At 62.7% G+C, this 20,806-nt stretch carries 20 protein-coding genes; 2 read left to right on the top strand and 18 right to left on the bottom strand.

Annotated elements, in window-relative coordinates:
• Positions 1-142 precede the first annotated feature (142 nt).
• The 5 genes from PQR54_RS20050 to PQR54_RS20070 all read right to left on the bottom strand — a co-directional run bounded on the left by PQR54_RS20050 (position 143) and on the right by PQR54_RS20070 (position 4,598).
• The gene (locus PQR54_RS20050; protein WP_408248698.1) at positions 143-1,078 is read right to left on the bottom strand and encodes an electron transfer flavoprotein subunit alpha/FixB family protein; all 936 of its coding nucleotides are present in this window, start codon (positions 1,076-1,078) and stop codon (positions 143-145) included.
• Between the two features lie 22 nt (positions 1,079-1,100).
• Entirely contained in the window at positions 1,101-1,850 is a 750-nt protein-coding gene (locus tag PQR54_RS20055) for an electron transfer flavoprotein subunit beta/FixA family protein (protein WP_408248700.1), read from the bottom strand.
• A 238-nt stretch (positions 1,851-2,088) separates the two neighbouring features.
• Positions 2,089-2,886 carry a MetQ/NlpA family ABC transporter substrate-binding protein gene (locus PQR54_RS20060; protein WP_408248702.1) on the bottom strand — a complete coding sequence of 266 codons (798 nt, stop codon included), beginning with the start codon at positions 2,884-2,886 and terminating at the stop codon, positions 2,089-2,091.
• A gap of 34 nt (positions 2,887-2,920) precedes the next feature.
• Positions 2,921-3,574, bottom strand: coding sequence for a methionine ABC transporter permease (locus tag PQR54_RS20065; protein WP_408248704.1), 654 nt, complete (start codon positions 3,572-3,574; stop codon positions 2,921-2,923).
• Positions 3,564-4,598 (bottom strand): methionine ABC transporter ATP-binding protein, encoded by a 1,035-nt coding sequence (locus PQR54_RS20070; RefSeq protein WP_132373516.1) that lies wholly within the window; start codon positions 4,596-4,598, stop codon positions 3,564-3,566. The genes PQR54_RS20065 and PQR54_RS20070 overlap by 11 nt, the downstream gene beginning before the upstream one ends.
• A gap of 240 nt (positions 4,599-4,838) precedes the next feature.
• Between PQR54_RS20070 and PQR54_RS20075 the strand changes: the two genes are divergently transcribed.
• A complete protein-coding gene (locus PQR54_RS20075) occupies positions 4,839-5,750 on the top strand; it encodes an alpha/beta hydrolase (protein WP_408248706.1) in 912 nt (303 codons plus the stop codon).
• A gap of 28 nt (positions 5,751-5,778) precedes the next feature.
• Here the strand turns inward: PQR54_RS20075 and PQR54_RS20080 are convergent, their stop codons facing one another.
• Together PQR54_RS20080 and PQR54_RS20085 are read right to left on the bottom strand one after the other, a co-directional pair.
• A complete protein-coding gene (locus PQR54_RS20080; protein ID WP_408248708.1) occupies positions 5,779-6,579 on the bottom strand; it encodes an enoyl-CoA hydratase in 801 nt (266 codons plus the stop codon).
• A 57-nt stretch (positions 6,580-6,636) separates the two neighbouring features.
• A complete protein-coding gene (locus tag PQR54_RS20085) occupies positions 6,637-7,560 on the bottom strand; it encodes a histone deacetylase family protein (protein WP_408248710.1) in 924 nt (307 codons plus the stop codon).
• Positions 7,561-7,854: 294 nt separating this feature from the next.
• Between PQR54_RS20085 and mltB the strand changes: the two genes are divergently transcribed.
• Positions 7,855-9,003, top strand: a complete 1,149-nt coding sequence (gene mltB / locus PQR54_RS20090; protein ID WP_408248712.1) for a lytic murein transglycosylase B — start codon at positions 7,855-7,857, stop codon at positions 9,001-9,003.
• Between the two features lie 104 nt (positions 9,004-9,107).
• On the opposite strand, the gene cysM is transcribed toward mltB, so the two are convergent.
• The 11 genes from cysM to aroA all read right to left on the bottom strand — a co-directional run bounded on the left by cysM (position 9,108) and on the right by aroA (position 20,787).
• Complete coding sequence (gene cysM / locus PQR54_RS20095; protein WP_012433966.1) at positions 9,108-10,010, bottom strand: cysteine synthase CysM; 903 nt, start codon at positions 10,008-10,010, stop codon at positions 9,108-9,110.
• 275 nt (positions 10,011-10,285) lie between these two features.
• A complete protein-coding gene (locus tag PQR54_RS20100) occupies positions 10,286-10,651 on the bottom strand; it encodes a ComEA family DNA-binding protein (RefSeq protein ID WP_408248714.1) in 366 nt (121 codons plus the stop codon).
• Between the two features lie 77 nt (positions 10,652-10,728).
• A complete protein-coding gene (gene rfaD, locus PQR54_RS20105; RefSeq protein WP_408248716.1) occupies positions 10,729-11,721 on the bottom strand; it encodes an ADP-glyceromanno-heptose 6-epimerase in 993 nt (330 codons plus the stop codon).
• 145 nt (positions 11,722-11,866) lie between these two features.
• On the bottom strand, positions 11,867-12,874 hold the full coding sequence (gene rfaE1 / locus PQR54_RS20110) for a D-glycero-beta-D-manno-heptose-7-phosphate kinase (protein WP_408248718.1): 1,008 nt from the start codon (positions 12,872-12,874) through the stop codon (positions 11,867-11,869).
• Positions 12,840-14,243 carry a UDP-glucose dehydrogenase family protein gene (locus PQR54_RS20115; protein WP_408248719.1) on the bottom strand — a complete coding sequence of 468 codons (1,404 nt, stop codon included), beginning with the start codon at positions 14,241-14,243 and terminating at the stop codon, positions 12,840-12,842. Before PQR54_RS20115 ends, rfaE1 begins: the two co-directional genes overlap by 35 nt.
• Positions 14,244-14,393: 150 nt before the next feature.
• Positions 14,394-15,569 carry a lipopolysaccharide assembly protein LapB gene (lapB, locus tag PQR54_RS20120; protein WP_408248721.1) on the bottom strand — a complete coding sequence of 392 codons (1,176 nt, stop codon included), beginning with the start codon at positions 15,567-15,569 and terminating at the stop codon, positions 14,394-14,396.
• A 66-nt stretch (positions 15,570-15,635) separates the two neighbouring features.
• Positions 15,636-15,929, bottom strand: coding sequence for a LapA family protein (locus tag PQR54_RS20125; protein WP_408248723.1), 294 nt, complete (start codon positions 15,927-15,929; stop codon positions 15,636-15,638).
• 588 nt (positions 15,930-16,517) lie between these two features.
• Positions 16,518-16,841 (bottom strand): integration host factor subunit beta, encoded by a 324-nt coding sequence (locus tag PQR54_RS20130; RefSeq protein ID WP_012433973.1) that lies wholly within the window; start codon positions 16,839-16,841, stop codon positions 16,518-16,520.
• A gap of 21 nt (positions 16,842-16,862) precedes the next feature.
• Positions 16,863-18,596 carry a 30S ribosomal protein S1 gene (gene rpsA, locus PQR54_RS20135; RefSeq protein ID WP_106283263.1) on the bottom strand — a complete coding sequence of 578 codons (1,734 nt, stop codon included), beginning with the start codon at positions 18,594-18,596 and terminating at the stop codon, positions 16,863-16,865.
• Positions 18,597-18,760: 164 nt separating this feature from the next.
• Positions 18,761-19,447: a (d)CMP kinase gene (gene cmk / locus PQR54_RS20140; protein ID WP_408248726.1), complete on the bottom strand. Its 687-nt coding sequence runs from the start codon at positions 19,445-19,447 to the stop codon at positions 18,761-18,763.
• A gap of 35 nt (positions 19,448-19,482) precedes the next feature.
• Entirely contained in the window at positions 19,483-20,787 is a 1,305-nt protein-coding gene (aroA, locus tag PQR54_RS20145) for a 3-phosphoshikimate 1-carboxyvinyltransferase (RefSeq protein ID WP_408248728.1), read from the bottom strand.
• Positions 20,788-20,806: the final 19 nt, after the last annotated feature.

Consider the following 20,806-nt stretch of genomic DNA (forward strand, 5'->3'; position numbering starts at 1 on the left):
GACGAACAGCATGTCTTTAATGGGCGCCGTATAGCTCATTTCGGTTCTCCTCCCGCTTCGGATATAAAAAAAGGGCGCTGGACTTGATCGGTCCCGCGCCCTTCCTGTGCTGCCAGACGCCTTTTATTCGGCGCTACGGCGCTTAGCCGAGTTCGCTAACGAGTTCAGGCACGAGCGTGAACAGATCGCCCACCAGACCGTAATCGGCGACGCTGAAGATCGGCGCTTCTTCGTCTTTATTGATCGCGACGATCACCTTGCTGTCTTTCATGCCGGCCAGATGCTGGATCGCGCCCGAGATGCCGACTGCGATGTACAGCTGCGGCGCGACGATCTTGCCGGTTTGGCCGACCTGATAGTCGTTCGGCACGAAGCCCGCGTCGACCGCGGCGCGCGATGCGCCCAGCGCTGCGTTCAGCTTGTCCGCCAGCGGTTCGAGAACCTTGGTGTAGTTCTCGCCGTTGCCCAGACCGCGGCCACCCGAGACGATGACCTTCGCCGACGTCAGTTCCGGACGATCCAGCTTCGTCACTTCACGGCTCACGAATGACGAGATGCCGCTGTCGGCCGCTGCTTCGATTTTCTCAACCGATGCGCTGCCGCCTTCGGCTGCGACGGCATCGAAACCGGTCGTGCGCACCGTGATGACCTTGATTGGATCAGCCGATTGAACGGTAGCGATCGCGTTGCCGGCGTAGATCGGACGCTCAAAAGTATCAGCCGAATCCACCGCCGTGATGTCGCTGATCTGCGCGACATCCAGCTTTGCTGCAATACGCGGCGTGATGTTCTTGCCGTACGCGGTCGCCGGCGCGAGGATGTGCGTGTAGTCCTTCGCGATGTTCAGCACCGTTGCTTCGACGTTTTCCGCAAGACCCGCTTCGAGCTGCGGCGCGTCGGCCAGCAGCACTTTGCTAACGCCTGCAATCTTCGCTGCTGCATCTGCTGCGGCTTGTGCGTTGTGGCCCGCCACCAGCACGTGAATATCGCCACCAATCTTCTGCGCGGCTGCAATCGTGTTCAGCGTCGCGGCCTTGATCGACGCGTTGTCGTGTTCTGCAATTACCAGATTCGTCATTTGCTCTGTCTCCGCGTTCTACTTAAAGCACCTTGGCTTCGGTCTTCAGCTTCTCGACCAGCGTCTTCACATCCGGCACCTTCACACCGGCGGAGCGCTTGGGCGGCTCGACAACTTTCAGCGTCTTCAGGCGCGGCGTGACATCAACGCCCAGATCTTCCGGCTTGAGAACTTCCAGCGGCTTCTTCTTCGCCTTCATGATGTTCGGCAGCGTCACGTAGCGCGGCTCGTTCAGGCGCAGGTCGGTGGTGACGACAGCGGGCAGCTTCAAAGACAGCGTTTCAGCGCCGCCGTCCACTTCACGCGAAACGGTAGCTTTGCCGTCAGCGACGACAACCTTCGAAGCAAACGTCGCTTGCGGCAGACCAGCCAACGCAGCGAGCATCTGACCAGTCTGATTCGAATCGTCGTCGATAGCCTGCTTGCCGAGAATGACCAGCCCAGGCTGTTCTTTGTCGACCAGTGCCTTCAGCAGCTTGGCCACGGCCAGCGGCTGCAGTTCCTGCGAAGACTCGATCAGGATCGCGCGATCCGCGCCGATCGCCAGCGCCGTACGCAACGTTTCCTGCGATTGCGTCACACCCGCCGACACAGCGATCACTTCCGTCGCCACGCCCGCTTCCTTCAGACGCACGGCTTCTTCAACCGCGATTTCGTCGAACGGATTCATCGACATCTTCACGTTCGCGATGTCGACGCCCGTGCCGTCCGACTTGACTCGAACTTTCACGTTGTAATCGACCACTCTTTTGACTGGCACCAGGATTTTCATGCACACGCTCCAAAGTTACGAATACGTCAACCCAACGAACATTATAACGACTGCCCTCACGGCAGCCCGGTCGCGGGTGCTTTAGCAGGAGGATATCGCTCCCCAGCGGCGTGACGGCAATATCGAACGGTCGTTCTATTTTAAACTCGAAAAAACCCGGGAGACAACCCCGGGTTAAGACTTACGACTCTAAACTTTCCATTGCCGTCGTGTCTTGCTTGCTTTGCAGGCCGCCCGCTTACCACGCGGTGATGACCGACCCGCCGAATTTGCTTTCCACGAACTGCTTCACTTCCGGCGAATGATACGCCGCGACCAGCTTCGCGACCCACGGCTTATTTTTATCTGCCTCGCGAATTGCGATGATGTTCACGTACGGACCTTTCGGGTCTTCGATCGCGATGGCGTCCTGCTTCGGCTTCAGACCCGCTTCCATCGCGAAGTTCGTGTTGATCGCAGCCGCGTCCACGTCGTTCAGCGAGCGCGGAATCTGCGCGGCGTCGAGTTCGACGATCTTCAACTTCTTCGGGTTGTCGACGATATCGAGCGGCGTCGCCTTCAGGCCCGCGTCGGCACGCCGCTTGAGCAGACCCTGCTTTTGCAGCAGCAGCAACGCGCGGCCGCCGTTGGTCGGATCGTTCGGCACCGCGATCTTCGCGCCCGGCTGCAGTTCGGCAAGCGTCTTCACTTTCTTCGAATAGACGCCCATCGGGTACGTGACCGTGTCAGCGACACGGATCAGCTTGTAGCCGCGGTCTTTCACCTGCGCTTGCAGATACGGGTCGTGCTGGTAGCTGTTCGCGTCCAGATCGCCGCCGGCGAGCGCGGCGTTCGGCTGCACGTAGTCGGAGAATTCGACGATCTTGATGTTCAGACCGTTCTTCGCCGCGACCGTCTTCACGACTTCCATGATCTGCGCGTGCGGACCGCCGGTGACGCCGACCTTGATCGTGTCTTCAGCGTGAGCCGCGTTGGCGGCGAAGAGCGATGCGGCGCCGAGCGCCGCAGCCAGCTTGAGAATGAAACGACGTTGCATGATGGACCTTTCCAAACCTGTCGACTTTGTTGTTTTACTTATGGCTCAAACGACGCACGAGCCAATCCCCGAACGACTGCACCAACTGCACGAAGACGATCAGAATCACCACGACCGTCAACATCACTTCCGGCAGGAACCGCTGATACCCGTAGCGAATGCCGAGATCGCCGAGGCCGCCGCCGCCGATCGCACCGGCCATCGCCGAATAGCCGACCAGCGAGACGAAGGTGATCGTCAAGCCGGCGACCACGCCCGGCAGCGACTCCGGCAACAACACCTTGAAGACGATCTGGCTGGTGGTCGCGCCCATCGCCTGGGCCGCTTCGATCAGACCGCGATCCACTTCGCGCAGCGCGGTCTCGACCAGACGCGCGATGAACGGCGCGGCGGCGATCGTCAGCGGCACGACGGCGGCCGCCGTGCCGATCGACGAACCGACCACCAGACGCGTGAACGGAATCACGGCCACCAGCAGGATGATGAACGGCGTCGAACGGACCGCATTGACGACCACGCCCATCGCGCGATTCACGGCGATGTTCTGCAGCACGCCCTGGCGATCCGTGAGATACAGCACCACGCCGAGCGGCAAGCCAACCAAAGCGCCGACCAGTCCGGAAATGCCCACCATGACGAGCGTTTCCCAGAACGACTGGACGAACATATCGAACATTTCACTCAACATACGACAACTCCTCCACCACCACGCCCTGTTCGCGCAGATACGTCAGCGCCTGCGCCACCTTGGTCGGTTCGCCGCCCGCGAGCACCGCGAGCGAGCCGAACGCCTGCCCCTGGATCTCGTCGATCTGGCCGTGCAGAATGTTGAAGTCGAGTTCGTAGCGGCGAATCGTTTCCGAGAGAATAGGCTGATCGACGCCTGAGCCGGTGAACGCGAGGCGCAGCAAGTGGCCGCTGCCGGTCTTCAGCCGCTCGGCGACGCGCGCCTTCATGGCGGGCGGCAGTTCCTGCGCGATCACGTCGCCGATCAACGCGCGCGTGACTTCGTGGTGCGGCTGCAGGAACACGTCGATGACCTTGCCTTCTTCGACCACACGGCCCGCGTCCAGCACGGCAACGCGATCGCAGACCTGCTTGATCACGTCCATCTGGTGCGTGATCAGCACGATCGTCAGGTTCAGTTCACGATTGATGCGCTTGAGCAGGTCGAGAATCGCGCGCGTGGTTTCAGGATCGAGCGCGGAGGTCGCTTCGTCGGAGAGCAGCACTTTCGGCTTGCTTGCCAAAGCGCGCGCGATGCCGACGCGCTGTTTTTGCCCGCCGCTGATCTGCGCCGGATACCGATCCTTCTGCGCTGAAAGACCGACCAGTTCGAGCAGCGGCAGCACGTTCGCTTCGATTTCGTCGCGCTTCATGCCGGCGAGTTCGAGCGGCAGCGCGACGTTCTCGTACACCGTGCGCGAGGACAGCAAATTGAAGTGCTGGAAGATCATGCCGATCTCGCGGCGCGCCTCGCGCAATTGCGCGGCGGGCAGCGTCGTCAGATCGCGGCCGTTGACGACGATATTGCCTTCGCTCGGGCGCGTCAGCAGGTTGAGAGTGCGCACGAGCGTACTCTTGCCCGCACCGCTGCGGCCGATGATGCCGAACACCTCGCCCGCCGGAATCGACAGATTGACGTTGTGCAGCGCCTCGACCCAGCCCCGGGGCCCGGCGAACCGCTGGGAGATATTGCGTATTTCGATCATGGAAAAACGAAACGGCGGAGTCTGTCAGCGAGCGTTGTGTGCTCCCGACAAGCGGCCGCCGTTGCTTTTATTGGGATTTGAGCCCGCAATTCTACCGCAGCGTCGTCATTCCCTTTAATAATCAATTACGATCTTTTCATAACCTGAAAGCATTAGAGGCTCACTCCGTGTGGGCCACTCGCGCGCGCATGGTCGCTGCGACTATGATCGGCGGAATTAAAACGGGATAGGCGCGCAGGCATGGAGAGTTCTCAAAGCAGCAATGTTCGGTTGGTGGCGGGCAACAGCGGCGGTAACACCGCCGGTGAGCCGCAACGCGGCTCGGTTACGACCGCCGACGGCATCGCCTTACCGCTGTACCGCTGGCCGGCGACCACGCCAATGCGTGCCACCGTCGCGCTGCTGCACGGCCTCGCTGAGCACGCCGGCCGCTACTCAGCGCTCGCCGGGCGGCTGAACGCGGCGGGCATCGAACTGGTGGCGATCGATCTGCGCGGCCACGGCCACGCGCCCGGCAAGCGCTCCTACGTGAAACGCTTCGACGACTATCTATTGGACGCGCAAGCCCTGCTCGACGCCGCCGCGCAAAGTTGCGCCCCGCTCTTCCTGATGGGCCACAGCATGGGCGGCGCCGTGGCCGCGCTGTATGCGATCGAACGGCTCGAACCGAGCGGCCGGCGCCTGAACGGCCTGATCCTGTCGAGCCCGGCGCTCGCACCCGGCCGCGACGTGCCGCGCTGGATGCTCAAGTTGAGCCAGGTGATCAGCCGTCTCTACCCGAGCTTCCCGGCGATGAAAATCGACGCCGCTTTGCTCTCGCGCCTTCAGCCCGTGGTGAACGCCAATCGCAACGATCCGCTCGTGCATCACGGCGCGATTCCCGCGCGCACTGGCGCGGAACTGCTGCTGGCGATGGCGCGCATCGAACGCGGCCGTGCGGGCTTGCGGTTACCGCTGCTGGTCTATCACGGCACCGCCGACAAGCTCACCGAACCCGAAGGCAGCCGCGAATTCGGCCAGCATGCAGGCTCGCCGGACAAAACGCTCACGCTGCACGAAGGGAGCTATCACGAGACGATGAACGACATCGACCGCGATCGGGTGATCGGGGCTTTGATCGAGTGGATTGAAAAACGGCTGGTGATCCGATAGAGCCCGAGCGACGCGCGGCTAGCGCGCGTCACGATTTCCAGTCGGGCGGTCGTTTGTCGATGAAAGCCTGCACGCCTTCGAGCGCCGACTCGTCCATCATGTTGCAGGCCATGGTCTGGCCAGCGAGTTGGTAAGCCGCCTCGATACCCATCTCCAACTGACGATAGAACAGGCCTTTGCCGGCACTCACGGCTTCGACGGGCTTCGCGCAGATACTGGTGGCGAGCCGCGTGATTTCAACGTCGAGCGCATCCGCGGGAACCTGGCGATTGATGAGCCCTTGCTGCTTCGCCTGAACGGCATCGATGAAATCACCGGTAAGCAGCATTTCAAGCGCGGCCTTGCGCGAGAGGTTGCGCGACAGCGGCACGGATGGCGTCGCGCAGAAGAGCCCGAGATTCACACCCGACACGGCGAACCGCGCCGTGTCGGCGGCGACGGCCAGATCGCACATCGCGACGAGTTGACAACCCGCCGCCGTGGCGATGCCATGCACACGCGCGATCACCGGTTGCGGCAAGCGCTGGATCGTCATCATGAGCTTCGTGCAGCGGGCGAACAGCGCCTGGTAGTAAGCCAGCGACGGCGCCGCGCGCATTTCCTTCAGATCGTGTCCCGCGCAGAATGCTCGGCCCGCGCCGGCGATCACGACCACGCGAGCATCCGAGCGCCCGATTTCGCTTAATGCGGTCTGTAGCTCGTCGAGCAAAGCTTCTGAGAGTGCGTTGAAGGCGTCGGACCGGTTCATCGTCACACGCACGACGCCCGGCACGCCGTATGCGCCGTGTTCGATCTCGACCAGTGAAGCGTTGCCCGCATCGGCACTCATGGCTCGGTCCTAATACGTTTTGAGTGGATAGCGCGCGCGGCGCAGCGGCATAGCGTCTCAGATCCCCGCCAGCGAGCGCACATGCGCGACTACGCTGCGCCCGAGCGCGGACAGGTTGTAACCGCCTTCGAGACAACTGACGATCCGTCCGTGCGCATAACGCTTGGCGATCTCGCGCATCTGATCGGTGATCCAGGCGTAATCGTCTTCGACGAGGCCCATGTTGCCGAGGTCGTCCTCGCGATGCGCGTCGAAGCCGGCCGAGATGAACAGCATCTCCGGCTTGAACTCATGCAGGCGCGGCAACCACAGCATGTCCACCGCTTCGCGCACTGCCATGCCTTTCGAGCGCGCGGGCATCGGCACGTTGCACATGTTGGGCGCCTGATTGTCGGCGCCAGTGAACGGGTAAAACGGATGCTGGAAGATGCTGCACATCAGCACACGCGAGTCGCCCGAGAAAGCCGCCTCGGTGCCGTTGCCGTGATGCACGTCGAAATCGATAATCGCGACGCGTTGCAGCCCGTGCACTTCGAGCGCATGACGCGCGGCGATCGCGACGTTGTTGAAGAAACAGAAGCCCATGGCACGCGCAGGCTCCGCGTGGTGGCCGGGCGGGCGCACGCTGCAGAAGGCGTTGTCGTAACGGCCTTCGATCACCGCATCGGTCGCGGCGACCGCGGCGCCGGCCGCGCGCAACGCGGCTTGCAACGTGTGCGGGCACATCGTCGTATCGGGATCGATTTCGGCGACGCCTTCAGCCGGCGAGCGGCTGCGGATATAGTCGACGTGAGCTTGCGTATGCACGCGCAGCAACGCGGCGTCGTCGGCGAGCGGCGGCGACTCGCGCTCGATCAAGGAGTCGATGCGGCTCGCGATCAACTGATCTTCGATGGCCTGCAGACGCGCGGGGCATTCGGGATGCCATTGCCCCATATCGTGCAGCAGACAGTCGGCGTGGGAATAGAAGCCTGTTGCCATGATTCTCTTTCTGCGGCGTCACGCCTTCGAGGCGCGCGCGGCATGTCTCCATCCAGGGGTGCGCGCCCTCGGCGCGCCAACATGCATCAAGTTACCACACGATGTGGCTGTGACGCCTCAGGCACAGTTTTGCGGGAGGCGTCGGGTATACTGCCCCGATCGGTTTTTCCCCGTCTTTCCCTTGTCTCCTGCGCCACGCGCCTTTAGCTCACTATGACCGTCAAGCTTGCTCTGTCTGCACGAAACCGGCTACGCACCAGAACCATCGCCGCCGCACTGTCCGTCGCATCGTGCATGTTCATGGCAACCAGTCCGGCGAGCGCGCAGAGCGCCGCCAAAAAACCGCCGGTACTGCTCGCGCAAGGCCAGCCGCAACCCGCGGTGCCGCAAGGGCAAACGTTCGAAGAAGAGATCATCCCGCAGCGCTACGCGAACAATGCCGACGTCAACGCGTTCATCAATGACATGGTCGCGCGCTACGACTTCGACGAAGCCACGCTGCACTCGCTCTTTGCAGGCGTGAGTTATTCGGCGACCGCGGTCAAGCTCGTAACGCCGTCGCCCTCGCCGTCGGTCAAGAACTGGCGCGTGTATCAGTCGCGCTTTCTCGACCAGGTCCGCATCAATGCCGGCGTGCGCTTCTGGCGCGCGAACCAGGCCACGCTGCAACGCGCGTATGAAGAGTTCGGCGTGCCGCCGGAAGTGATCGTCGGCATCATCGGCGTGGAGACGATCTATGGGCGCTTCATGGGCAACTTCCGCGTGCTCGATGCGCTGACCACGCTCAGCTTCGACTATCCGAGCACCGCCAATCGCGCGGATCGCCAGGCGACCTTCCGCAAGAACCTCGAAGACTATCTGGTGTGGACGCGCGACTCGCAGATCGATCCGACCACGGTGCTCGGTTCCTATACCGGCGCGATCGGCATTCCGCAGTTCCTGCCGAGCAGCATCGTGCAATACGCGGTGAGCTACGACGGCAACAAGCAGATCGACCTGCGCACGAGCCAGGCGGATGCGATCGGCAGCGTGGCGAATTATCTGCGGCAGAACGGCTGGGAAAGCGGCCGGCCGGTGGTGTGGAAGATCGGCTCGGACGCCGGCAGCCTGGGCGTCGCGCAAGCCGCCGCCGATGGCCAGCCCGAGCCGCACTGGCCGCTCGATCAATTGCTGCGGGCCGGCTTGCTGCTGAACGAACCGGGTGTGGATGTGGCGTCGGAAGCCGGCACGCCGGTGACGGTGGTGGACCTGCCCTCGCCGGGACGTGGCACCGAGTTCAAGCTGGGCTTGAAAAACTTCTATGTGCTGACGCGCTACAACCGCAGCTTCTTTTATGCGCTTGCGGTGTATCAGTTGGGTCAGCGAGTCAAGGCGCAAATGGAAGCCGGCGACGCAACCAACGCCGGCAACAATGCCGCGCCACCGGTTGCGGCCTCGCAGTAACCTGTCGTGCCGGCGCCGGGTGCGCCTCACAAGTCGACGAGATAAGAAAGCGCCGGTCTTGAACCGGCGCTTTTTTATTGGCAAGCGAGACTTTAAGCGACGTCTTACGCGGGAAACACACCCGTCGACAAATAGCGGTCGCCGCGATCGCAGACGATGAACACGATCGTCGCGTTCTCAACCTGCCGTGCGATGCGCAGCGCCACTTCGCACGCGCCGCCCGACGAGATGCCGGCAAAAATCCCTTCCACCGAGGCCATGCGGCGCGCCATCGCTTCCGCGGCGGCCTGACTCACGTTCTCGACGCGGTCCACGCGGCTGCGATCGAAAATCTTCGGCAGATAAGCTTCCGGCCATTTGCGGATGCCCGGAATGCGCGAACCTTCTTCGGGTTGCGCGCCGATGATCTCGATAGCCTGATTCTGTTCTTTCAGATAGCTGGACACGCCCATGATCGTGCCGGTCGTGCCCATAGACGACACAAAGTGGGTGATGCGCCCTTCCGTGTCGCGCCAGATTTCCGGGCCCGTGCCTTCGACGTGCGCGGCCGGATTGTCCGGGTTGGCAAACTGGTCGAGGATGATGCCTTTGCCTTCGCGCTGCATCTGCTCGGCCAGATCGCGTGCGTACTCCATGCCGCCCGTGACCGGCGTGAGCACGATCTGCGCGCCATACGCGGCCATGCTCTGACGGCGTTCCACCGACAGATCTTCCGGCATGATCAAAACCATCTTGTAGCCACGGATCGCGGCCGCCATGGCGAGCGCGATGCCCGTGTTGCCGCTGGTCGATTCGATCAGCGTGTCGCCCGGCTTGATGCGTCCGCGCGCTTCCGCTTTCTTGATCATCGACAACGCCGGGCGATCCTTCACCGAGCCCGCCGGGTTGTTGCCCTCGAGCTTTGCAAGAATCACGTTATTGCGGCTGCGAATCTCGTCGTCGGGAAGCCGGACGAGTTGTACGAGCGGCGTATTGCCGATCGTGTCTTCAATCGTTTTGTAAGCCATATCGGTTCTGGTGCTGTCGATGCGCGGAGTCTTCAATCCATCGATTCTAAACCACCGTGCCCGCGGCTGCCGTGCGGCCCTTCTGCCCGCATGGATGCAGGCGCCCGTGTGCGAGCGCCCGCAACGCAAAAAGCCCGCGGCTGAGTACCGCGGGAGCCAGTCATCTGCATGACAGCTGAAGGAGCGTTATTGCCAACTCCGACCATGAAGGTGAAAACGATGCGGACGGACCGGGCGCGCGAGTCACGAGACCCACGCGCGCGGTCCATGTCAGGCTATTTCTTCACTGCCACCGTGGCGCCGTTCTTCGGCGTGGCGGCCGGAGCGGCCGCGCCTTTGGTCTGTGCAGACGCCGCAGCCTGCGGGTTAGCAGCCGCGCCAGCCGGACCGACAGCGAGACCCTCCGCCTGCAGGCGCTCGACGGTATGCCCGCCCATGCCTTTGACGCGCTTGCCGAGGTCGGCCGGGTCCTTGAACGGACCATGCGCTGCACGCTCTTCGAGAATGGCTTTCGCTTTGGCAGGACCGATGCCCTTGATGCCGCGCAACGCATCCTCATTAGCCGTGTTGACGTCGACCGCCGCATAAGCGTGGCCAAAAGCGGCGAGCATGGCCGCGGTAACCAGAATTTTTCGAAACATATGGAATCTCCCTCGTACAACCGGTTGGCGACCATCACCAACCGGGAGATTCCAGTTTAAAGAGGGATCCGAATTATTTACACCTGGCCGAATAGCCAACGCACGTAACGGTCGACACCTTCCTGCACGCTCAGGAACGGCGCGTCGTAGCCGGCCGCGCGCAGCTTCGATTGGTCCGCCTGCGTGAAGCACTGGTACTTGCCGCGCAACGCGTCGGGGAACGGAATGTATTCGATCAGCCCGCGCTGCACCTGATCAGCGAGCGAGAGTGCCGGTTCGTTGTTCAGCGAGCGCAGCGTGTTGACCACTGTGCTGGCGATGTCGTTGAACGGTTGCGCGCGGCCGCTGCCCAGGTTGAAGATGCCCGACTTGTCCGGATTGTCGAAGAAGAACAGATTGACCTTCACCACGTCTTCCACCGAGACGAAATCGCGCGTCTGCTCGCCCGCGGCGTAGCCGTTGTATTCGCCGAACAGCTTGACTTTGCCCTCGGCGCGGAACTGGTTGAAGTTGTGAAACGCTACCGACGCCATGCGCGCCTTATGCGTCTCGCGCGGCCCGTAGACGTTGAAGTAACGGAAGCCCGCGATCTGGCTCTTCGCGGTAGGCAGCACGCGGCGGATCACCTGATCGAACAGGAACTTCGAGTAGCCGTACACGTTCAGCGGCTGCTCGACCTCGCGCTTTTCGACGAAACGGCTCGACCCGCCATATGTTGCCGCCGACGACGCATACAGGAACTGGATGTTCTGCGCGAGGCAGACATCGAGCACGTCGCGGCTGTAGCGGAAGTTGTTGTCCATCATGTAGCGGCCGTCGGTTTCCATCGTGTCCGAACAGGCGCCTTCGTGGAATATCGCGCGTACCTTGCCGAAGTCGCCACGCTTGAAGCGTTCGACGAACTCGGTCTTGTCGAGGTAGTCGTCGATCTCGCAGTCGACCAGGTTCTTGAACTTGTCCGCGCGCGTGAGATTGTCCACGGCGATGATGCGTTGTTCACCGCGCTCGTTGAGCGCCTTCACGAGATTGCTGCCGATAAAACCGGCCGCGCCGGTGACGATGAGGGTCATGATTGATGATCCTGCGGTAGTGAGCTTGGCATTGGATCGGAGTCAGCGCTTGGCGCTCGCTCCGATCGACAGGTTCAGTCGACGCCGCGCGGATCCCTTTTGCACGCCGTTCATGGAAGCACAGCGAGGGACCCGGCGAGCCGCATCAGTGAAAAAGTTCGTCGTAGTCGACGGTGGCGGTGCCGAGTTTGCCGACCACGATACCGGCCGCGCGATTCGCGAGCCCGACCGCCTCGACCAGCGTGAGACCCGCGCCGAGCATGGCGGCGAGCGTGGCGATCACGGTGTCGCCCGCGCCCGAGACATCATACACTTCGCGCGCAACCGCCGACGCGTGCAGGATGCCGTCGTCCGAGAAGAGCGTCATGCCCTCTTCCGAACGCGTCAGCAGCAGCGCCTTGAACTGCAGATCGGTGCGCAGCTTCGTCACGCGCGCGATCAGATCTTCTTCGGATTTCCACTGGCCGACCACTTCGCGCAACTCGGCGCGGTTCGGCGTGATCAGCGTGGCGCCGCGATAGCGTTCCCAGTCGTCGCCCTTCGGATCGACCAGCACCGGCTTGCCCGCCGCGTGCGCCTTCGCGATCATCTGCGTGACGTGGGTCAGGCCGCCCTTCGCGTAGTCGGACATCAGAATCACGTCGTGCGACGGCAGCAGCTCGTCGAACCGCGCAAGACCCGCGAGCAGCACTTCGTGCGCGGGCGAATTTTCGAAGTCGACGCGCAGCAACTGTTGCTGGCGCGACAGCACACGCAGCTTGATCGTGGTGAGCAGCGCCGGATCGCGTTCGAGATGCGGCTTCACGCCGCTTTCGTCGAGCAGTTGCACGATGCGCTCGCCGGGTTCGTCATGGCCGACCACGCAAAGCAAGCCGGCTTGCGCGCCGAGCGCAACCGCGTTGCGCGCCACGTTCGCCGCGCCGCCGAGGCGGTCTTCCTGACGCTGCACGTGCACGACCGGCACGGGCGCTTCCGGCGAGATGCGGTTCACGTCGCCGAACCAGTAACGATCGAGCATGACGTCGCCCACCACCAGCACGCGCGCGGCCGCAAGCTGTTCGCGCGGCACGACCGTGAGTTGTGGCGCGGGCGTGGTCGGCGTGGCGCCGGGCACGGTCTCAGGCAACGGCCGGAAGTTCAGAGGGTTGGGCATAAGGGCGTCCAATCGAGTGGTAGTCGATGCCGAGCTCGGTCATCGCGTCCGGTTCATACAGGTTGCGGCCGTCGAAAATCAGCGGCGACTTCAGCACCGATTTCAGATGAACGAAATCCGGGCTCTTGAATTCTTTCCATTCGGTCACGATCACGAGGGCGTCGGCGCCGGTGAGCGTTTCGTCCTGCGTGGTCGTGAAGGTCAGACGCGCGAACTGATCCGGTGCGTCGTGCAGGTCGATCGCGAACACGCGGCGCGCCTCGGTCACCGCGACCGGATCGTAGGCGCGCACCTGGGCGCCGCGCGCCAGCAGTTCCGCGATCAGACGACGGCTCGGCGCCTCGCGCATGTCGTCGGTATTCGGCTTGAACGCGAGGCCCCACACGGCGAACGTGCGGCCGCTCAGATCATTGCCGAGCGTGTTCGTGATCTTGTGCACCAGCACGTCTTTCTGTTTGTGGTTCACTTCCTCGACCGCTTCGAGGATGCGAAGATTGTGGCCGCTTTCGCTCGCCGTGCGGATCAGCGCCTGCACGTCCTTCGGGAAGCACGAGCCGCCGTAGCCGCAGCCGGCGTACAGGAAGTGATAGCCGATCCGCGGATCCGAGCCGATGCCGCGGCGCACCGCTTCGATATCCGCGCCGACGCGGTCCGCCAGATTCGACATCTCGTTCATGAACGAGATGCGCGTGGCCAGCATGGCGTTGGCGGCGTATTTCGTGAATTCGGCCGAGCGCACGTCCATATACAGCGTGCGTTCGTGATTGCGGTTGAACGGCGCGTACAGACGCTTCATCAATTCGCGCGCGCGCATACCGGGTTCGTCTTCGTCGATGCCGATCACGATACGGTCGGGGCGCATGAAGTCGTCGACCGCAGCACCTTCCTTCAGGAACTCGGGGTTGGACACCACCGAGAAGCGATGCTGCGCGCTGTCGGCGAGCCCGCGTTTAGCCAGTTCTTCTTCAACCACCGTGCGTACGCGCTGCGCGGTGCCGACCGGCACCGTCGACTTGTCGACGATCACCTTGAAGCCGTTCATCGTGCGGCCGATGTTGCGGGCCGCTTCGAGCACGTATTGCAGATCGGCCGAGCCGTCTTCGTCCGGCGGTGTGCCGACGGCGATGAACTGCACGTCGCCGTGCGCGACGCTGGCTTCGACATCCGTGGAAAACGTGATGCGCCGCGCCGCGCGCGTGCGCGCGATCATTTCCTGCAGGCCCGGCTCGTGAATGGGCACGCCGCCGTTGTTGAGGATTTCGATCTTGCGCGGGTCGACGTCGAGACAGAAAACGTCGTGACCGATCTCGGCAAGACACGCGCCAGTGACGAGACCCACATAGCCCGTGCCGATAATGGTGATTTTCATACGCTTTCCGGTAGAGGGTTCCGGTGAGGATTCCCGGCGATGAAGCCGGTCATGAACATGTTGCGATAGGCGTGCGCACATGGGCGCTTGCCCTGCTGCGCCCGGTGACGGCCAGGCCGCACGGCCGGAGCCGGTGCGGCCGCCATAGCATCAGTTCGATGCGGTAATCGGCTCGACGCGGCGCGGCGCATAGGTTTCCCAACCGCTGCAACCCGGGCACTGCCAGTAGAAAAGCCGCGCCCTGAAACCGCAATTCTGGCACGTATACCGTGGCAGATTTTTGGTGCGCTGGCGGATCAGCGTGCGCATCAGTTCGAGTTCGCTGCGCCGCGGTTCTTCCGCGACGGCTTCCTGCGCTTCGAGCAGCCGCGTCATGCCCGCCAGATTCGGCGACTTCTGCATTTGCGAACGCGCCAGTGCATGGGCGGCGTCAGGTCCGCGCAACGATGCGACGTGCTGATAGGCAACGTCGAGCAGGTCGTTGGTCGGATAGCGGTCCACCCACGTGGTGAGCAGATCGGCGCCATCTTGCGGGCGGCCGAGCGCGTCGTAGGCCTTCATCAGCTTTTCGGCCACCAGCGGCAGATAAGCCGGATTCTGCTCCTCTACCCGACGCCATTGGGCGATCGCCGCTTCCTGCGCGCCGCCGGCCGCGTCGACATCGCCGAACAGGATCGTGGCGCGCACGTTGGTCGGGTTCGCCTTCAGCGCGAAGCCGAGCTGGCGGCGGGCTTCGTCCGGTTTCTTCTGTTGTAGCGCTTCCTGGGCGAGTTCGCAGTGGAACTGCGCAATTTCCTTGTCGAGCGACTCGGCGCCCATCGTTTCCAGATGGCGGGCGGTATCGATCGACTTTACCCAGTCCTTCTCGATTTCGTAGATGGTGAGAAGTGCGCGTTGCGCGCCCAGCGCGTAGTCGCCGGTTTCGAGCGAGCGGAACGTTTCTTCCGCGCGATCGAGCAGACCCGCCTTCAGGAAGTCTTGTCCCAACTCGTAGAGCGCGTGATCACGCTCGCTGACCGGCAGGTCGGCGCGACTCAACAGGTTTTGATGCACGCGAATCGCGCGATCCGTTTCACCGCGGCGCCGGAACAGATTGCCCAGCGCGAAGTGCAACTCGACCGTTTCCGGATCGAGCTTGACCACTTCGATGAACGCGTCGATCGCCTGGTCCGGCTGCTCGTTGAGCAGGAAATTCAGGCCGCGAAAATACGAGCGCGGCAGGTTGGCGCTTTCGGACAGCAGCGTCTTGAGGTCGTAGCGCGCGGCCATCCAGCCGAGCGCGAACGCGACGGGTATGACGAGCAGCCACCAGAAGTCTAGATCCATGCGATTAATGCAAATGTGCGGGAAAGCGAAAACGGAAAGCCGCGCTCAAGGCGCGCGGCGGAAGGTTCAGATCAACGGCGGCATGGGCGGTTGTTCGACCACGACCGGGGTTTCGCGCGCCACCCGCAACTCGCGCTTGAGCCGGCCATTTTCCATGCGCAAGCGCAGCATGGCCGGCATCGACGACACCAGCCCGGCCAGCAGCCCCACCACGAAGAACGCGAGGCCGATCAGGATCAACGGCGCCGACCATGCGTAGCCGGCGAGGAAATTCAGCGTAGCAGGTTGTGTATTGGCGAGCGCCACCACCAGCAGCAGCACGAACACCAGCACACGGATCAGCCAGACGATAAATTTCATGAATAGGTCTCTTGACGGCAGTTGCGGGGTGACGCCGGCTTGATGACGCGTCGCGCCACGGTGTTGCCCGCGCCGAAGTGACCCGTATTGTAATTGAAGCCCTCGCGGCTGGGCAGGAACTGGCGGATTGGGGGGTATGCGAGGTTGTCTTGTGTCGGGCGGGAGGTGGGCAGGGAGGTGGGCAGATGCGCGGTGAGTTAGCCTTCTTTGTTTGCGGTCGTGCTGGCCCTGTCTGCTGTAGGCCGTAACGGCTCACATGCTTACCACGCGTCTTGGCTCACGTGCTTGCGGGCCGCACTGGCTCGCGCGCTTGCAGCCCGCGCTAGTTTGCTTGCAGGGTGAGGCGGCTTGCATGCTTGCGGGAGTGTAGTGGAGTGCCTGCGGGCCATGGTTGCCCGCCCGCTTGTGGGCATGCTCGCCCGCCATGCCCGCGGGCCACGAGTCAACCCGGGGCGAAACGCCGCGGCACCAAACGCCAAACATACAGGCGAAAAAAAAGCGCCCAAAGGCGCTTTTTCTGGTCTTTTGCCGACTGGCTTTGGCCGCTGACGCCACCAATGCCACGCTGCAAACGGCACAGCGAGGCATTTACAGATCGTCATCCGGCTCTTCGGCCTTCAGCGGCTCTCCCGCGCGACGATCTACCCGTTCGCGCAATTCCTTGCCGGGCTTGAAGTGCGGTACGTACTTCTCAGGTACCAGCACCTTCTCGCCCGACTTCGGATTACGTCCGACGCGGGAGGGACGGCGGTTAAGGCCGAAGCTGCCGAAGCCGCGAATTTCGATGCGATGACCGTTGGCAAGTGCCTCCGACATCGCATCAAGCATCGTCTTCACCGCGAAATCCGCATCTTTAAGGACAAGTTGCGGAAATCGCGCAGCCAGCTGGGCGACCAATTCCGATTTGGTCATACTGCAGCAGACCTCTCAGGCTTACTGGTTCTGGCCGTCGAGCTTGGCCTTCAACAGCGCGCCGAGGTTCGTCGTGCCGGTGGCAGCCGAGCTCGAGTCCGACGAAGCCAGGCCGCGGATCGCTTCCTGTTGCTCAGCCGAATCCTTGGCCTTGATCGACAGGTTGATGCCACGCGACTTGCGATCGATGTTGATGATCATCGCGTTGACCTTGTCGCCTTCCTTCAGCACGTTGCGAGCATCTTCCACGCGGTCTTGTGCGATTTCCGAAGCGCGCAGGTAGCCTTCGACTTCCGTCGACAGCTGAACCACTGCACCCTTCGCGTCCACCGTCTTGACCACGCCGTCGACGATCGAACCCTTGTCGTTCATTGCAACGAAGTTGCTGAACGGGTCGCCTTCGAGCTGCTTGATGCCCAGCGAAATGCGTTCCTTCTCGACGTCGATGCCGAGAACGATCGCTTCCACTTCGTCGCCCTTCTTGTACTTGCGAACCGCTTCTTCGCCCGTTTCCGACCACGACAGGTCCGACAGGTGAACCAGACCGTCGATGCCGCCCGGCAGACCGATGAAGACGCCGAAGTCGGTGATCGACTTGATTGCGCCTTGCAGCTTGTCGCCCTTCTTGAAGTTGCGGCTGAAGTCGTCCCACGGGTTCGGCTTGCATTGCTTCATGCCGAGACTGATACGGCGGCGGTCTTCGTCGATTTCGAGAACCATGACTTCGACTTCGTCGCCCAGTTGCACAACCTTCGACGGTGCAACGTTCTTGTTCGTCCAGTCCATTTCCGACACGTGAACCAGGCCTTCGATGCCCGATTCGACTTCGACGAATGCGCCGTAGTCGGTGATGTTGGTGACCTTACCGAACAGGCGCGTGCCCGACGGGTAACGGCGCGAGATGCCTTCCCACGGATCGTCGCCCAGTTGCTTGATGCCCAGCGAAACGCGGTTCTTTTCTTGATCGAACTTGAGGATCTTAGCGGTGACTTCCTGGCCAACCGACAGCACTTCGCTCGGGTGACGCACACGACGCCATGCGATGTCGGTAATGTGCAGCAGGCCGTCGATACCGCCGAGGTCCACGAACGCGCCGTAATCGGTGATGTTCTTCACCACGCCTTCCACGATCGCGCCTTCCTTCAGCGTTTCGAGCAGCTTTGCGCGCTCTTCGCCTTGGGTCGCTTCGATCACGGCACGGCGCGACAGCACGACGTTGTTACGTTTGCGGTCGAGCTTGATGACGCGGAATTCCAGCGTCTTGCCTTCGTACGGGGTCGTGTCCTTGACCGGACGCGTGTCGACCAGCGAACCCGGCAGGAACGCGCGGATGCCGTTGACCATGACGGTCATGCCGCCCTTGACCTTGCCCGTGATCGTGCCGGTCACGAGTTCGTTGTTGTCGAGAGCCTTTTCCAGCGACAGCCACGAAGCCAGACGCTTCGCCTTGTCGCGCGACAGGATCGTGTCGCCATAGCCGTTTTCCAGCGCGTCGATCGCGACGGAAACGAAGTCGCCCGCCTGCACTTCTACCTCGCCCGCGTCGTTCAGGAACTCTTCGAGCGGGATGTAGGCTTCGGACTTGAGACCAGCGTTGACGACCACGAAGTTGTGGTCAACACGCACGACTTCGGCGGAAATCACTTCACCGGCGCGCATGTCTTGCTTGGTCAGCGACTCTTCGAACAGAGCCGCAAAAGATTCGGTATTCGGGGTAGAGGTTTGCAGGTCGGACATAAAAATCAAAATTTGCATGGTTCTCGCGGTGCCCGGCTGGCCGGACGGTCAGCAATTTCGGCTAAAGTGCGAATGCCACGCGGGGTTAAAGGGTTAAACACAACGCTTCACGACGATCGCGAAGCACCTACTAACAACGGATTTCTACTGCTCCCACACCTGAAGCACAACGCGTACTTTCGTCAGGCATGCGGGACTAAAGCTTCATACCACTGCACCACTTGCTCGACCGCCTGGTCGACCGACAATGCGGAGGTATCAAGCAGCTTTGCATCCGCTGCGGGCTTGAGTGGCGCGGCTACGCGCTGACTGTCACGCTCATCGCGCTCACGCAAATCCCGGAGCAAGTCATCTATATTAGCAGAAAATCCTTTTTGGATCAATTGCTTATGCCGGCGCGCCGCGCGGGCCTCGACGCTGGCGGTCATGAACACCTTCAGCACGGCGTCCTGGAAGATCACCGTGCCCATGTCGCGGCCGTCGGCGACCAGTCCGGGTTCCTTGCGGAAAGCCCGCTGGCGCGCCACCAGCGCGGTGCGCACCGGCGCGTGCACGGCGATCGCCGAGGCGCGGGCGCCGACTTCCTCAGCGCGAATCTCGGCCGATACGTCGACGCCGTCGAGCTGCGCCATTCCCTCGCGAAAGGTGATGTGCAGATCGTCGATCAGCTCTACAAGGGCGTCGGCGTCGTCGGCCGGGATGTCGTAGCGCAGGCTGGCGAGCGCGGCGAGACGGTACAGCGCGCCGCTATCCAGCAGGTGGAAGCCGAGGCTCGCGGCCACCAGCGCGGCCACGGTGCCTTTGCCGGAGGCACTCGGGCCGTCGATCGTAATGACGGGCGTCTGGTGAAAGGGACGGGTCGGTTTCATCGAAAAAGTCGCACGTCAGTCGATTCGGGGTCGAATCAGGGTTGAGCGAGCGCGGTGAAGCGCTCGAAATAATCGGGAAACGTCTTGCCGACGCACTTCGGGTCGTTGATCCGCACCGGCACCCCGCCGAGGCTCACCAGCGAAAAGCACATGGCCATACGGTGATCGTCGTAGGTGTCGATAGCGGCGTTCGGGGTCAGCTTTTCAGGCGGTTCGATCACGAGGTAATCCTCGCCTTCCTGCACTTTGGCGCCGACTTTGCGAAGCTCGGTCGCCATCGCGGCGAGCCGGTCGGTTTCCTTCACGCGCCAGCTGGCGATATTGCGCAGCGTGGTCGCGCCGTCCGCGAACAGCGCCGCGACGGCGATCGTCATCGCGGCATCGGGAATCAGGTTGCAGTCCATGTCGATCGGCTCGAGCTTGCCGCTGTCGTGGCCGACGCCGCGCACTTCGATCCAGTCGTCGCCCATTTGAAGGTTCGCGCCCATCTTGATGAGCGCATCGGCAAAGCCGACGTCGCCCTGGATGCTCGCCCGGCCGACGCCTTCCACCCTCAGCGGCCCGCCGCCGAGCGCGCCGGCCGCGAGGAAATACGAAGCGGACGACGCATCGCCCTCCACCATGATCGTGCCCGGCGACTGATACCGCTGCCCCGCCGGCACCACGAACTGATGCCAGCCATGGCGCTCGACCTTGATGCCGAAGCGCTCCATCAGCTTGACGGTGATCTCGATGTAGGGCTTCGAGATGAGCTCGCCGTCCACCTGCACGGTGCTCACACCGCTCTCGGTGCGCACCAGCGGCAGCGTCATGAGCAGCGAGGTCAGGAACTGGCTCGACACGTCGCCGCGCACGGTGATCGGCGCGTCGGCGTTGATTTGGCCCGGGCGGATGCGCAGCGGCGGATAGCCTTCGTTCTCTTCGTAGTCGATCCTGGCGCCAAGTTGGCGCAAGCCGTCGACCAGGTCGCCGATCGGCCGCTCGTGCATGCGCGGCACGCCGTGAATGCGGTAGTCGCCGCCATTGACCGCCAGCGCCGCCGTTAGCGGACGCACCGCCGTGCCCGCATTGCCGAGAAACAGATCGGCCGTGCGCGCGGTGAACGCGCCGCGCGTGCCGGTCACGACGCAAGTGTCGCCGTCGCGCTTCAGACGCACGCCGAGCTTTTCGAGCGCGTCGAGCATCACGCGGGTGTCGTCGGAGTCGAGCAGATTCGTGATCGTCGTTTCGCCTTCGGCGAGCGCGGCCAGCAGCAGCACCCGGTTCGAAATGCTCTTCGAGCCAGGCAGACGAATCGTGCCGGACGCGCGGGAAAACGGTCCGAGATCGAGGAATTCCATGATTGAGTCCAGTTTCCGG

The organism is Paraburkholderia phytofirmans (genome assembly GCF_046028095.1).
Classification (GTDB): domain Bacteria; phylum Pseudomonadota; class Gammaproteobacteria; order Burkholderiales; family Burkholderiaceae; genus Paraburkholderia; species Paraburkholderia phytofirmans_A.

Bases quoted from the DNA above. Each gene is read 5' to 3' on its own strand.
- PQR54_RS20085 (WP_408248710.1), bottom strand. From the start codon at position 7,560: ATGGCAACAGGCTTCTATTCCCACGCCGACTGTCTGCTGCACGATATG.
- PQR54_RS20070 (WP_132373516.1), bottom strand. From the start codon at position 4,598: ATGATCGAAATACGCAATATCTCCCAGCGGTTCGCCGGGCCCCGGGGC.
- cmk (WP_408248726.1), bottom strand. From the start codon at position 19,447: ATGAAACCGACCCGTCCCTTTCACCAGACGCCCGTCATTACGATCGAC.
- PQR54_RS20060 (WP_408248702.1), bottom strand. From the start codon at position 2,886: ATGCAACGTCGTTTCATTCTCAAGCTGGCTGCGGCGCTCGGCGCCGCA.
- aroA (WP_408248728.1), bottom strand. From the start codon at position 20,787: ATGGAATTCCTCGATCTCGGACCGTTTTCCCGCGCGTCCGGCACGATT.
- PQR54_RS20115 (WP_408248719.1), bottom strand. From the start codon at position 14,243: ATGAAAATCACCATTATCGGCACGGGCTATGTGGGTCTCGTCACTGGC.
- PQR54_RS20050 (WP_408248698.1), bottom strand. From the start codon at position 1,078: ATGACGAATCTGGTAATTGCAGAACACGACAACGCGTCGATCAAGGCC.
- rfaE1 (WP_408248718.1), bottom strand. From the start codon at position 12,874: ATGCCCAACCCTCTGAACTTCCGGCCGTTGCCTGAGACCGTGCCCGGC.
- cysM (WP_012433966.1), bottom strand. From the start codon at position 10,010: ATGGCTTACAAAACGATTGAAGACACGATCGGCAATACGCCGCTCGTA.
- PQR54_RS20130 (WP_012433973.1), bottom strand. From the start codon at position 16,841: ATGACCAAATCGGAATTGGTCGCCCAGCTGGCTGCGCGATTTCCGCAA.
- PQR54_RS20075 (WP_408248706.1), top strand. From the start codon at position 4,839: ATGGAGAGTTCTCAAAGCAGCAATGTTCGGTTGGTGGCGGGCAACAGC.
- PQR54_RS20065 (WP_408248704.1), bottom strand. From the start codon at position 3,574: ATGTTGAGTGAAATGTTCGATATGTTCGTCCAGTCGTTCTGGGAAACG.
- PQR54_RS20125 (WP_408248723.1), bottom strand. From the start codon at position 15,929: ATGAAATTTATCGTCTGGCTGATCCGTGTGCTGGTGTTCGTGCTGCTG.
- PQR54_RS20080 (WP_408248708.1), bottom strand. From the start codon at position 6,579: ATGAGTGCCGATGCGGGCAACGCTTCACTGGTCGAGATCGAACACGGC.
- mltB (WP_408248712.1), top strand. From the start codon at position 7,855: ATGTTCATGGCAACCAGTCCGGCGAGCGCGCAGAGCGCCGCCAAAAAA.
- PQR54_RS20055 (WP_408248700.1), bottom strand. From the start codon at position 1,850: ATGAAAATCCTGGTGCCAGTCAAAAGAGTGGTCGATTACAACGTGAAA.
- rpsA (WP_106283263.1), bottom strand. From the start codon at position 18,596: ATGCAAATTTTGATTTTTATGTCCGACCTGCAAACCTCTACCCCGAAT.
- rfaD (WP_408248716.1), bottom strand. From the start codon at position 11,721: ATGACCCTCATCGTCACCGGCGCGGCCGGTTTTATCGGCAGCAATCTC.
- lapB (WP_408248721.1), bottom strand. From the start codon at position 15,569: ATGGATCTAGACTTCTGGTGGCTGCTCGTCATACCCGTCGCGTTCGCG.
- PQR54_RS20100 (WP_408248714.1), bottom strand. From the start codon at position 10,651: ATGTTTCGAAAAATTCTGGTTACCGCGGCCATGCTCGCCGCTTTTGGC.